The sequence below is a fragment of the Streptomyces roseochromogenus subsp. oscitans DS 12.976 genome, from assembly GCF_000497445.1.
GTDB classification, from domain to species: domain Bacteria; phylum Actinomycetota; class Actinomycetes; order Streptomycetales; family Streptomycetaceae; genus Streptomyces; species Streptomyces oscitans.
In genome coordinates, this window is sequence record NZ_CM002285.1 from 5,553,306 (window position 1) to 5,565,939 (window position 12,634).

Sequence of the window (12,634 nt, forward strand, 5' to 3'; positions counted from 1 at the left end):
CGGGGAGCGTTACCGGCTGTCTCTGCGGCTATGGAGGCACCTGCAGCGAGGCGATTTCAGACGTATTCGCCGGCGGCAGGGAGGGCGACCCGGTCCAGGTCGAAAGTGGCAACGATGCCGTAGTGATCGGCGTTGGTGTTAACCCGCCGGTAGTCCACGATCGCGGGCACGAGTGCCGGGGTGACGTGGAACTGGTCCACGCGCAACTGTCCGCCCTTGCCAGTCAGGGCACGCAGTGAGGGATCGGGGCGGGAGTCGGCGAGGTGGGCGGCGACGTCGGTCATGTCGCCGTCGCGGAAGACCTCGCCCACGAGGCGGTTGCCCCGCCACGGGTCGGTAGAGCTCTTGCGTCGATGGCACCGGGAGGACCGGTTGTAGGGAGGGATGAGTGACCAGTCCGGCTCCTCGTCCCCCAACGGCATGTGGTTGATGTCGCCGCCGACGAGGCCGATGCCGCCGAATCGGTAGGCGCGGGCGATGAGCAGCTGGGCCTCCTGGCCGGCGGCTTCCACGGAGTAGGGGGTCAGATGAGTACTGATCGCTACGAGCGGGACCGGCCACTCCTTCGCGAGGCCCAGTGGTCGAAGCTGGAGGGAGCAGTAACCGTGGTGCATGTCCGTGGCGCTGTACCTGGTGTCGGTGTCCAGCCATTCCAGAGCCCTGGGTTTCCAGGCCACCGCGGGGTTCATCTGGCGGGATGGCGCGACGACAAGGTTCATGCCGAGCTCCTCACGAGCGGCCTTAGCCTGTTCGGGCCCGGCGAGCCATTCGACCTCCTGCAGCAGAAGCAGGTCCGGGTCCACGTCACGGATGGCGCCTACCAGCCCCTCCCATCGCCCATCCTGGTGGGCGCCGATCTGGGCGTTCTGGCTCATTACTGTCAATATCACGTGAAGTTGCTCCTTGCCTGTCGGATGGTTAGCTCGGGGAGCGTTGTCCGTCCCAAGGGCGGCGCCGCGCTGTCGTCGATCTGAGGCGACACCGCGTCATCAGCGCGAACGCGAAGTCTGCGGGTGCTCCAGGCCGCCGGGATCGGTGGCCGTGGGAATGGACGGCAGGACTTTTCCGGTCTCGTCCTGAAAGGCGGTGTCCATGAGGGAGTGGAACTGGCGGGCGCGTTCGTCGACGGCAGCCCGGGCCCGCCCTTCACGGACACGGGTCCACCACTGCATGCCTTCGGGCGTGGCGAAGAGAGCACGGGCGGCACCGTCCACCCCGGCAGGGTTTAGGGCTCCGACCCGGTACATCACCTCCCACGCAGCGACCCAGGCGTTGCGGTGCAGGTGCAGGCGCCGTTCCGCCGAGTCGAGCGGCGCCAGGCTTCCCCATATTGCGCGGAGACTGGGACGCTCCACCTGAGCCGCGAGTAGCTGCTGATGCATGCGTGCCGTCTCCAGAAGAGTCCGATCACGGTGCCGGCGCTCACTGAGAACGACATGGACGATGCCGGTCCCGGCGAGGGCGAGCAGCGCGGCAGCGGTCACATGGTTGCTACGCATGAGAGATTCCTTCTTCCAACAGTTCGTCGCAATGGTGCGAGAGCAGGCAGAGGGCAGGCATTTGTGGGCTTCTGGACTAGTGAGTGCATCCCGCTTAGTCGGTGGAACGCAGAGCAGCGGTGACACACCCGGTCGGGTGCTCGACGGCTAGAAGGGCCCCATCACGATCTCGTCTGCTTCGCGGTAACCGGGGTCGTCGAGCCGCTGTCGAGCGTGCTCCCGGGCCTGGCGATCGCCCCACGGAGGAGAGCAGCTGCTGCTGAGATCGACTCGCGGTCGCGCAGATGGATCGCGTGGAGCAAGTCTTCGGCAGTGGCCAGAACCGACATGTGCTTCAGAACGAGCAGTTCGGATTCCGAGAGTGCGCGGCCGAAGCCCTTGAAGAACCAATCACGCAGGCTCGGCTGCTTGGCCCACAACAGAGCTGGCCGCGCGAGGTCAATGACGGCAGCCATGATTTGGGACCGGCCGAACCCCGTGAGGGACAGGGCCTGAGACTGGCTCTGCCATTCCCAAGTTGCGGGGCCGAACGTGCCATGGCAGAAGGCGGCCGGTAAATCTCGTATGTGCTCCAGCACGATGGCAGCGGATCGCTCAACGGCGTCCTGCTGCGTCATGGGCATTAGTGCGCCGACCTGGCGGACGAGCGCCCGGATGCGTTGCACGTACAGAGCGGTGGCCCGAGTCGCTTGTGTCCGCGATTCGTCATTGCGCCCAGCACTGTCGTGCAGCACTCGTAGCAGGCGACCGGCCTCCTCGTGAACTCGGAGCAGCAGCTGGAGATTTGCGTTGTCGACGCGCCATCCCCTGGGTTGGACCGTCAGCAGGCTCCGGAGTCTCGGCTCGCTGGCAAGCAATCGCGGGCCGTGGCTGGGGCTGAGATGACGGATGGCGTTGCGGTGGGCGTAGATCTCGCGGCGGAAGTCGTCATCGTTGCGCGTGATACGGAGGTCGATGAGTCCTTGGGGTGAGGACATGCGCCACGCCCGAGCGCAACTGAGATCGGCCGGCAGCGCCCAAGCGGCCTGCCTTCCTACGTGGCCTCGGGCCCAGTCAGCGGCCTCGGCCGGTATGGCGGTCGGTGTCATCTCACTCTTCCAGAAGGTCAAAACAGGGCATGCTGGTTGGGTGCCACGTCGTGTTCCGGAGACGTAGGGGCAGGGATCTGTCCCGACCGCTCGTTCTGCAGGTCCCACAACTCCCGGAATAGGCCGCTGCGGTTCGCCAGGAGTTCAGCGAACGTGCCGTGCTGGACAACTCGGCCCATGCTGAGGACCACGATGCGGTCAGCGATAGCCACGTTGGTCAGGCGATGGGTGACGAGGACGACAGCGCGGTCGGCGGCGTGACGGCGTAGGCCAGAGAAGATGCGGTGCTCGGCTCTCGGATCCAGTGCAGCGGTCGGCTCATCCAGGACGAGTAGGCCAGCGGGGCGGTGGAAGGCTCGGGCGATTGCGATGCGTTGCCATTGCCCGCCGGATAGTTCCTGCCCGCCCCACCATTCTCTGGCGAGCAGTGTGTTCAGGCCGCTGCGGAGATCATCAATCACTTCGTCGGCGCCTGCCGCCCGAGCGGCATCAAGGACGGCGTCGTCTCCGTCGATCGTGGGCTGGCCGAGGGTGATGTTCTCTCGTGCTGAGAGGGGCCAACATGCGAAGTTCTGCGGCACTACGGCAACCCGTGACCAGGCGGCGTGTGCGTCAATGGTCCGGGTATCGGCTCCGTCCCAGTCGATCATTCCCTGATCGGGAAGGTAGAGCGCGGACAGGAGTTTGCTGAGGGTGGTCTTGCCTGATCCGTTCTCGCCCACCAGCGCCAGGATCTCGCCGCGCCGGACTTCCAGGGACACTCCGTCGAGGGCGGGCCGGTCGGTGTCCGGGTACCGGAAGGTGATGTTCTCAGCGCGTACGACCGTGGGCCCGGTGGGGGTCTCGGTGCCACGGGTGATGCGGTGGCCGCCGGCTTCGTCGATGAAGTCCGCCCAATCGTCCAGGTACATGCCGGTGCGGAAGAGTTGCGCGCCGTAGCCGATGATCCCGTCGAGGCTGGCGCTGACGCGGCTCAAAGCGAGGAACGCGGTGCCCAGGGCGGCCACGGAGATGTGACCAGTGAGCACGAGCAGGCCCAGGGCCGCCCAGACCACCGCGCTGGCGAAGCCGCCCGCGGCGCCGCCAAGCAGCGAAATCTTGGCGCTGCGCAGAGCGGCCTCGTCCGTGGTCTTGTCGATCTCTTGTCCGGTGGCGCGGTATCTGCCGATCAGGAAATCGGCCATCGTCCCGGACCGGATCTGGTCCGCAGTCTGCTTGTCGACGAGATACCAGCGCAGCATCCCCAGCAGTCGGCGGTCCTTCGCGGTGGTACGCGAGGCGATGTACGTGACGCGTGCCGCCCGCACACTCGCCAAGCCCTTGGGGAGCGCCGCGAGGATGAGCAACGGCAGCAAGATCGGATGCACAGCCGTCAGGGCGCAGAAGGCCGCGATCAGCGAGGCAGCCGCTCCGAGGATGTACTGGCACTGCGTGAGCAGATCACGAGAGACCTCTACACCACGGTCAGCGGCGTCCCAGCGATCGTTGTAGCCCGGGTTGTCGTACGCGGACAGTTCCGCATGCGTTGCGGCGTCCAGCAATTTCAGCTCGGCTTCGCGGGAGATCCTGGGGGCGAGCCGTGCCGAGAACGCCGTGCTCGCGATGCCAAGCAGAGCACGCAGCCCGATGGCTCCGACCACCACTGCGAGGGAGGGAGCCGCAGCCAGAAGCTGGTCCGCAGACAGGTGCCCGGACGTGATCACAGGCTTGATCACGCCAGTAGTGGCGAGCAGTCCGAAGGCTTCCAGGACCCCAGATGCCACCTCACAGAGAAGCAAGGCGATCACGGAGTTGCGACCCACCTGCCAGCCGAGTCCCAAGGCTCGCCGCATCAGTTGTGGCATGCGGCGTGCCATGGCACGTGTCGTGATCGCGTTGGCGACCTCGAGGCGACGGTCCCCTTGAGCGAAGAACTTCAAGTGCTCATCCGGCTGCGTCGCAGACGGCACGCCCTTCTTCGACTGTGTCATCAGCGCCGTGCCTCCTGAACCGCGGGGCTCCGGGGCATGGGCATGACGGGCACGCCGATTGCTGCGAGCAATAAGCGTGGACCGGTCACTGCGTGATCCAAGGCGTCTCCCTGAGAGCGAGGTAGGGCTGAGGCGACTTTCGACGGGCACGCTGACGCGGCTGAGGTGAGGGAGTTCGTCATGAGTCGCCTCCGCCTGCTGAGAGGTCGGCAAGAGCGTCTTCGAGTTCGTCGAGGTGGTTCAGCAGCAGGCGGATCGTCGTTTGCCGCTCCCGCCAGTGCTGCTTCAGATCAGCCTCGGCGGCCGGCGGAAGTCCGTATTCGGCGGTCGTGGCACCGTAGAAGCTGAACAACATGTAGAGCAGGGCGATCCGTACACAGGCCTGCGCCTCCCCGACGGGGAGGCTCGGGTTCTCGGCGTGATACGCGCCGACCATCGCCAGCGCGCATGCGATCCAGTCCGGACTGTTGGCGACGGTGCGTGGGTCGAAAGCGGCCCTGCCCAATTCCCAGGCCGGCATGGCGCGTGCGCCGCGGAAGTCGATGACGCCGGTGACGGCATCGGCGAGGACGATCATGTTGGTTCGGGAGAGGTCCGCGTGCAGGGCCTGTTCCACCAACTCGTCCGGCAGCTGCTCCCTCAACTGGTGCACATGCTGGTGCAGATCCTCTCGACGCTGGTCCAGGTCCAGCCGAAGTTGGTCAAAGTGATCGTGTTCCTGGCCGAGAGCCGTGACCAGCACGCTGCCGCACCTCGTCGCGGCGTCTTCAACGCTGCCCGTCCGCCAGCGGGACTGTTGCACCTTCTGCGGCATCGGGTAGGCGGCGAGCGCCCGGTGCATGCGCCCCATCACAGTGCCGATGTGTTCAGCCAGGGCAACTGTCATCGCTGCACTGGTCACTCGCCCGGGCACCTCGTCGGTTACCGCCCAGGCACAGCCCTCAGCGATCGTGACGAGGTCACCGTCTACGTCCGGCCATACGCGTGGGACGGGGATCCTGGCGGCGCGGCAGTATTCCGACATGTCCCAGGCGCTCCGTGCCGCAGCCACATCCGCGATGGGCCGGTACTCCTTGACGTACAGCCGCAGCCCATCCTCGGTCAGGACCCGCCGGTTGGTCGTGTCCGTGCCCATGTGCACCGGCTCGACCACATCGACAACGAGTCCGTACCGGTCCTCCAGCACATCAACCACCAGCGCCGCGCTGCGGTCGGAATCGTTCAAGTCCATGACCAGTCCTCGGAAGGTGAAGGGCGACGTGCGGTGAGCACGGTGAAGGCGTTGTCCTCCGTGAGGTGCCCGTCGTCCGTGAGCGGGGCGAGGGCCTCGGTGAGGCGCGTCTCGAATGCGCGGCGGTCGTTGCCGAACAGGTGCGGTGCCGCGAACGAGGTCGAGTACAGGTAGCTGGTGACCTGAGTGATCGTCCATGCGCGGCGCACAGGAGCGACCACGCTGGTCACGGCCGGGCGGCGTCGGTACGCCGCTCGGCGGACCGCGTGTGAGTGAGCTCACGTGCCAGCTACCGCGACGCTCCCTGTGAGACGGGGAGCGGCGATGTGCTGTTCCTTGGGTGGGCCGGGTTGAGGAACCACTTCCGGGCTGAGCCAACCCACCAGGTTCCCGAGAAAGCGAGCACCACGCCGACTGCGATGGGTGCATAGTTGAATGTCTCGATGGTCACCGGGGCGGCCTGGGGCAGCATGAACAGCAGGGTGATCACCACAACCCAGGCAACCGCCAGCACCCCGACGGGCTTGGACCAGCGGCCAAGGTGCCACGGGCCGCGCTGGAAGGCATCGCCCTGGCGCAGCCGCAGCAGCGTCGGAATGATGTAAGCGATATAGAGGCCGATCGTCGCGATGGACGTGACGGCCGCGTACGCGGTGCTGTTGAAGAGGTACGGCAGGCCGAGGACGAATGCACCGCCGGCGGCGAGCCAGACTGCGTTGGTCGGCGTGCGAGTCCCCGGATGCAACTTGTGCCACACCCTGGAGAAGGGGAGAGCGCCGTCGCGGGAGAACGCGTAGATCATCCGCGAGTTGGCTGTCACCGAAGCCATGCCGCAGAACAGTTGGGCACCGATCACGATGAGGAGCATCACCTTGCCGGTGCTCTCGCCGAGGGCGTCCATGAAGATCTGCGCCGGTGGCACCCCGGTCTTCGACGCAAGGGCGCCGGTGTAGGACTGGATAGCGAAAGTGAGGCCGAACAGCAGGACGAAACCGGCCGCCCAGGAGACGAGTATGGAGCGGACAATCCCCTTCGGCCCTTCCACCGAGGCGTTCTTCGTCTCCTCGGTCATGTGGGCGGACGCGTCATATCCGGTGAAGGTGTACTGGGCCATCAGCAAGCCGACCAAGCCGACGTAGACGGCCGAACCCCAGCCGGTGTTGTTGACGAACTCGGTGAACACGTACCTGGGGGACTGGTGGTGGTCGGGGACGAGCAGGAGGGCACCGACGATCACCACCACGCCGATCAGGTGCCACCAAACAGAGACCGTGTTGAAGAAGCCCACGATGCGCACGCGGAAGGTGTTCACGACGGCGTGCAGCACCAGGATGATGCCGAAGAGCGCAATGGTGTGCCCGGGGGTGGCGGCGTAGCCGAACTGCAAGTTCAAGTAGGCGTTCAGGAACGACGCGGCGCCGAAGTCAATGCCCGCGGTGACGGCGATCTGGCCGAGCGTGTTGAACCAGCCGGTGAACCAGGCCCAGGCGGGAGCTGATCCACGGGGAGCCAGCTTGTGGGCCCAGAAGTACAAGCCGGCGCTTGTCGGGTAGCTCGAGCAGACCTCCGCCATGGCCAGCCCGACGAATAGGGTCATCAGGCCAACGATGAGCCAGCCCCACATGATCAACGCCGGCCCACCCGTGTTCATGCCGAACCCGTACATGGTCAGGCAGCCGGACAGGATGCTGATGATGGTGAAGGAGACGGCGAAGTTCTGGCGCCCGGACATGGAGCGGTCCAGGGTCTGGGTGATGCCGAGTTCGGCGAGCCGCTCTTCTTCCGAAGGCGTAACGCTCGGTATATCCAGGGGCATGTATCTGCTTCCTTCGTCTTGATCCAGAGAAACGGCTGCCCAGCCACGGGGGTTGACGTTTCGGGTTCGTGGCGGGACTACGGTGCGGAGGCTTTGACGGCCCAGGCGCGGTGGCGGGTGAACAGCGTCTGGGCGGCGCCGCAGTAGCTCCAAGGCACGTCGGTGGCGTACGGACCGATGGCGTCGAAGACTTCCCCTGCTTCCCGGTGCCGGTTCGCGAACGACAGGGCATGCGCCAGGTAGTTGGCGTCGTCGTGGAAGGCGGCGTGTGGTCGGCTCGGGGCCCGGTAAGCCCACCAGTTGTCCCAGGCCTGCCCGGTCGACGGATTGTCCGTCCAGGGGTGAACGGTCAGTCCGTACCGATGCCCCTCCACTTCCATCCGCTGCCGGTGCATCTCGGCGAGGGCGACCAGGGGCAGGACGTGTATCGACAGGCCACGAGGAGCGTGAGCGCACCGTTCCTGCGCCCAGTGGAACATTTCACCGCCCGTGCCGTGCCAGGAGGGGAACATATAGGTGAGGAGTTCGTGGTGCGCCTCCCGATTCCATGGGTCGCGCTGCAATACCTGCCCCCACACGTGCCGCACCGTCGCACGCCACTCGCGATCACGATGAGGCGAGTGGAAACGAATTAACGCGAGCATGACAATGTGCGGGGATGGGTCGCTGGGCATTGCTTCAGCAGCGTCGACACAGGCCCCCCAGGCATGCTCCATCGCCTCACTGCGGCCTCGCCCCCGACCGTCTGCCATCGAGCGCAGAGCCAGCACGTGTGCCAAAAGCGCAAGAGCATGCGGAGACCGCGGCTCGGCCTGCGCCCAAGTGTCCGCGAACGTGAGCCGCACCCCAATTCGGGCGAGAACCTGAAGACGGAAGACACGCCGGTCCCAGTCCGTCCCCGTCGAAGCCAGGAGCTCCCGGGCGCCTTCCCAGCGGCCCATCGCCGAGTCCTCAACTACCACCCGCAATCGGGCATCGTCACGAGCCGGATGTCTGTCCAGAGCTGAGTCTCGACGCTTCACGGCTGCCCCCGTCCCAGGCGGACAGGCTCATACGAGAAGAGGCCGTGATGCCCCACACACAGGGCGAGTTCCGGCAGAAGCAGGTGACGCTCATCGTGCGACGTGGCCCGCATGGTGCGCAGGTAGAGCAGGGGCGAAGCGATGGTGGCCGTACCCTCAGTCGGGCTCTGGGACAAAGTTGGTATCGGCGTCATCAACAGTCCTCGGGTTACGTCCGGGAGTGGAAAGACCGTCTGGGCTCAAGGGCAAAGCGAGGTGAGCCAGAACCTCGTCTGCGCACCGGCGGCCGGTCTAGAAGTGGATCTTTGCGATCAGCTGAAACGCGCCCTGCACGCCGTCCCTGATACTCGGCGCTGCGGAGCTCCCGGCCAGGAAGAAGCCGAACAGCACACACACGAGGGCGTGGGCCACGTTCAGGCCGGCCTTCTTCACGAGGAGGAAGACGATCACGCCCAGGAGCACAACAGCGGAAAAGCTAATGACCAAGGGGCACCCCCGAAGAGGAGACCTTTCCGCAGCACGAGAGGGGCCGCCACGCCTTCTCCCATGACCGGACCAGTGGCAGGGGCAGTACGGGCCATATGCGTAAGGCCGAGGACACCTTGGACTCCGGTAGACGAGGTGAGGGACAACTGTGTATCCCGCAGCACGGAGGGCAGGTGTAAGCCGGAATGATCAGCTTCCAGACGGTTCGTCATGGTTCGTCGACACCGCGCGCTGCGGGAGTCCCAGAGTGACGGGAACACGCCCCGTGCACACATTCCCCAGGTGATATCACTGGAGTGATGTCAGTTCATCGTGGGGCAGTTGAGCTCATAGCCCGTGCTCAGCGGGGACGCCGCTGCGGGCCGCGGGAGGAAAGGTGCTTTCGCAGTCCCCACGGCGCTGAGCATCGAGGCGATGCTCAGCGATCTCTCAGTGGTCGTGAATGACGCGTACGCTCGAGGGCTCTGGACCGTGCCGCCGCCGTGACGGGAGCGAGGAACTGAACGTGACCGAGGCCGAGCAGACCCTCATCCTGTGGGACATCGACCGTACGCTGCTCTACGTCGGAGACATCGACCGTCAGGTGTACCGTGAGGCATTCGCCGAACTCGTCGGCCGCCCGGCCAAGTACCTGCCGGCGCGCGGAACCGGCGTCACCATGCCCCTCGCGATCCGATCACTGCTGGTGAACAACGGCGTCCCGGAGCCGGACGTCCACGACCTGGTGCCCCGCATGGTGGAACTCCTGCCACACCTCCTCGCTGCCCATGCGGCGGACCTCCACGAGCAGGGTGTGCTTATGCCCGGCGCCGTCTCGGCCCTGAAGGCGGTCCACACACGCACGGACCTCGTGCCGACGGTCGTCACTGGGAACCTCAAGCGCAACGCGATGCTCAAGCTCGAAGCGTTCCACCTCGACGGGTTCCTCGACACAGAGATCGGCGGATACTCCTCGGACGACGACCACCGACCAGCCCTCGTCGCTGTCGCACAAGAACGCGCCAGCGCCAAGTACGGTGCACCGTTCACCCGCTCTAACACCGTCATCATCGGCGACTCTCTCGAAGACGTCCGTACTGGACTTGAAGGCGGTGCTCTCGTGATTGGCATCGCCTCCGGCAAGACCACCGCCAACGAGCTTGCATCGGCCGGAGCCGACGTGGTCCTCGACAGTCTCGAAGACATTCCGCGGCTCCTGGAAGCGGTCGCCACAACGACCCGTGACCCCGACTGATCAGGGCTGCCAGCCAAATAAAATGCCTCACCTGGGCGTATCACCTGCGTGATACCAGAACATGCGTACCCCGCCTACGCTGTCGGACGCACACGAGGAACGGGGGTGCAATGCGAAAGCACGCTCGCGTATGCGCTGACTGCGGATGCCGGTCGAGCCTGTCTGCTGCCCGCCAGGCATGCCGAGATATCGGGCTGCCAGATGAGTCACTGACCAATCTGCACGATCACGCCACCACGGTGTACGTCGTACCCGCTGACGGAGCCGTGGTCCGCGTCACCCCTTCGGGGTGTACCCGCAGCTTGTAACGGGCAACCCTCTTTGGCGCATTGCACGCTCGAAAGAAAAGCAGGTACTTGACTGGGCGACAAGCGCGCCTGAAAGAGGTGTTCGGCGCTTGGGTCATGGTCAGTGTTGTGACCGCCGGCTCGGCAGGTATTGCTTTGGGGGCTGAGATGCAATGGCGTGGTACGGAGAAGCGTGACCGCGAGAACCGAATTGCGAGGAGCGGAGACACGGTGATGAGTGATCAGCAGCATCACGGATCGGTATGGCTCACTTCGCTCGCCCTTGGCAGCGACCTTCTGATCCTGGGGGACGCCGCACAAGTCGCAGTAACCGCCGAGTGGATCTCCATTCACACCCCTTACCTCCCACGGCTGCGCATCGGGAACGCATTGCTCTTCCCGAATCAGCCGACTCGTGACGACGTCATCGAATGGGTTCGGCATCTTGAGTTGAAGGTCGGGCCTACGGCCGCCAAGTTTGGGCGCATCGCCTGGCAAGGCGGAGTGCCTTCCGACGATGTTTACGCTGCCTTCGAGCAGGTGGGCTTCGAACCGTACGACAGCCTGAGCATGCAGGCAACCGCTTTGCATCCCCAGCAACGATCGACTGACGTTGTGATCAAACCGGTGTCTTCAGCCGCGGACTGGGATTCCCTGCTCAACTTCCATCTGCAGGCGAACCCTGTCACCAGCACGTCTGATGAAGACTTCCTCAGAACACGTCTCAACCTTTATAGAACCCAATCCGAGAAGGGGCAGGCAGCCTGGTTTACTGCGCTTCACCATAATCGCGTGGTGGGCTGCTGTGGTGTTGCCGTAGGTGAGCAGATTGCAAGATTGCAAGGGTTGGAGACCTCGACGTCTAATCGCCGTAGCGGAGTTGGTCGACAACTCGTCACTACTGCCTCTCAGTGGGCCCTGAACAGCGTAGGCGTACGACGCATCGTTGCTGTAGTGGATCCCGACTACCACGCCCGCCGACTCTTTGAATCCGTCGGGTTTGAACCCCACGACCTCGCTTGTGGGGTCGTTCCCACGGAATCCTACTTCCCGCCGGCCGACTGACATTCGGTTCTGCGGTCCTATTCGAGGAGAAGAGCATCCATGGCACCAACAGGCGCAGGCTCCTTCACTGTGACTCACCTCAACCCGACGATCGGGAGTGTCGTCTCAGGTGTTGACTTGAAGAAGAACATGGACGGCGAAGCAAGAGCAGCCTTGCGGGCCACTCTTGTTGAGCGGAAGGTCCTGTTCTTCAAGGAACAGCACCTGAATGTCGAGGAGTTCGAACGCCTCGGGCAGACCTTTGGCGAACTCTTCATTCATCCGACGATGCCGCAGCTACCCGAGAGCCCGTACATCAACCCGGTGGCCACCGAGCACGGGCCGGCGAAAGACTGGCACATCGGCGGACCCTGGAAGACCAACCCATTCGTCGCTGAACTGCTTCAGCTCAAGATCACCCCACCTGCGGGCGGGGATACCATGTGGGCCGACATGCAGGCGGCCTACCGGGCCCTGTCCGCCCCGATGCAGAGGCTGTTCGGGGACCTCACCGCGGTCTACTTGGGCGACCCTTCCCAGTACTCACCGACGACCCGGGCTAACGGCGGCGAACGTCTCGAAGTGGAACACCCGCTGGTCATCGACCACCCGGAGACCGGGGAACGTGGGCTGTTCTACAGCACTTCCGCTGTGCGGATCGAAGGCCTGAACGATCAAGAGCAGGAACTGGTCAGGCGTCTGCTCCTCGATCATGCAACTCAGCCTCGGTTCGTGGTGCGGTACCGATGGCAACCGGGCGACATCGCGGTGTGGGACAACCGTGCAGTGTGGCATTCAGCCGTCGACGACTACGGCGACGCACCGCGGCTCGGATGGCATGCAGCTGCGGTCGCCGACTGGCGGCCTGGCCGCCAGAAGCCTGCCGCGTGAGCACATCGCGCAGTATTCGGAGGGCTTGTCAACGTCGGCGATATTCCCCAGGGGGCCTGTCGGCGT

Annotated in this window: 12 protein-coding genes; 3 read left to right on the top strand and 9 right to left on the bottom strand. The window is 64.9% G+C overall.

The window, feature by feature from the left end:
• Positions 1-56 precede the first annotated feature (56 nt).
• The 9 genes from M878_RS73740 to M878_RS73785 all read right to left on the bottom strand — a co-directional run bounded on the left by M878_RS73740 (position 57) and on the right by M878_RS73785 (position 9,076).
• Entirely contained in the window at positions 57-890 is an 834-nt protein-coding gene (locus M878_RS73740; protein ID WP_158692755.1) for an endonuclease/exonuclease/phosphatase family protein, read from the bottom strand.
• 99 nt (positions 891-989) lie between these two features.
• Complete coding sequence (locus tag M878_RS73745; protein WP_023549726.1) at positions 990-1,499, bottom strand: DUF6082 family protein; 510 nt, start codon at positions 1,497-1,499, stop codon at positions 990-992.
• A 161-nt stretch (positions 1,500-1,660) separates the two neighbouring features.
• Positions 1,661-2,476 carry a hypothetical protein gene (locus tag M878_RS73750; protein WP_158692756.1) on the bottom strand — a complete coding sequence of 272 codons (816 nt, stop codon included), beginning with the start codon at positions 2,474-2,476 and terminating at the stop codon, positions 1,661-1,663.
• Between the two features lie 128 nt (positions 2,477-2,604).
• Entirely contained in the window at positions 2,605-4,557 is a 1,953-nt protein-coding gene (locus M878_RS73760) for an ABC transporter ATP-binding protein (protein ID WP_023549729.1), read from the bottom strand.
• A gap of 178 nt (positions 4,558-4,735) precedes the next feature.
• Positions 4,736-5,788 carry a phosphotransferase enzyme family protein gene (locus tag M878_RS73765; RefSeq protein ID WP_023549730.1) on the bottom strand — a complete coding sequence of 351 codons (1,053 nt, stop codon included), beginning with the start codon at positions 5,786-5,788 and terminating at the stop codon, positions 4,736-4,738.
• A complete protein-coding gene (locus M878_RS73770; protein ID WP_158692757.1) occupies positions 5,779-6,018 on the bottom strand; it encodes a hypothetical protein in 240 nt (79 codons plus the stop codon). Before M878_RS73770 ends, M878_RS73765 begins: the two co-directional genes overlap by 10 nt.
• Before the next feature lie 59 nt (positions 6,019-6,077).
• Positions 6,078-7,604, bottom strand: coding sequence for an amino acid permease (locus M878_RS73775; protein ID WP_023549732.1), 1,527 nt, complete (start codon positions 7,602-7,604; stop codon positions 6,078-6,080).
• A gap of 77 nt (positions 7,605-7,681) precedes the next feature.
• Positions 7,682-8,182 carry a hypothetical protein gene (locus M878_RS000000100130; RefSeq protein WP_245238187.1) on the bottom strand — a complete coding sequence of 167 codons (501 nt, stop codon included), beginning with the start codon at positions 8,180-8,182 and terminating at the stop codon, positions 7,682-7,684.
• Between the two features lie 735 nt (positions 8,183-8,917).
• Positions 8,918-9,076 (bottom strand): hypothetical protein, encoded by a 159-nt coding sequence (locus M878_RS73785; protein ID WP_425347907.1) that lies wholly within the window; start codon positions 9,074-9,076, stop codon positions 8,918-8,920.
• A gap of 541 nt (positions 9,077-9,617) precedes the next feature.
• On the opposite strand from M878_RS73785, the gene M878_RS73790 reads away from it, so the two are divergent.
• From M878_RS73790 to M878_RS73795, 3 genes are all read left to right on the top strand, one after another.
• The gene (locus tag M878_RS73790) at positions 9,618-10,346 is read left to right on the top strand and encodes an HAD family hydrolase (protein WP_023549736.1); all 729 of its coding nucleotides are present in this window, start codon (positions 9,618-9,620) and stop codon (positions 10,344-10,346) included.
• Positions 10,347-10,702: 356 nt separating this feature from the next.
• Positions 10,703-11,698 (top strand): GNAT family N-acetyltransferase, encoded by a 996-nt coding sequence (locus M878_RS94695; protein ID WP_158692758.1) that lies wholly within the window; start codon positions 10,703-10,705, stop codon positions 11,696-11,698.
• A gap of 39 nt (positions 11,699-11,737) precedes the next feature.
• Complete coding sequence (locus M878_RS73795) at positions 11,738-12,568, top strand: TauD/TfdA dioxygenase family protein (protein WP_063750627.1); 831 nt, start codon at positions 11,738-11,740, stop codon at positions 12,566-12,568.
• The last annotated feature ends 66 nt before the right edge of the window (positions 12,569-12,634 follow it).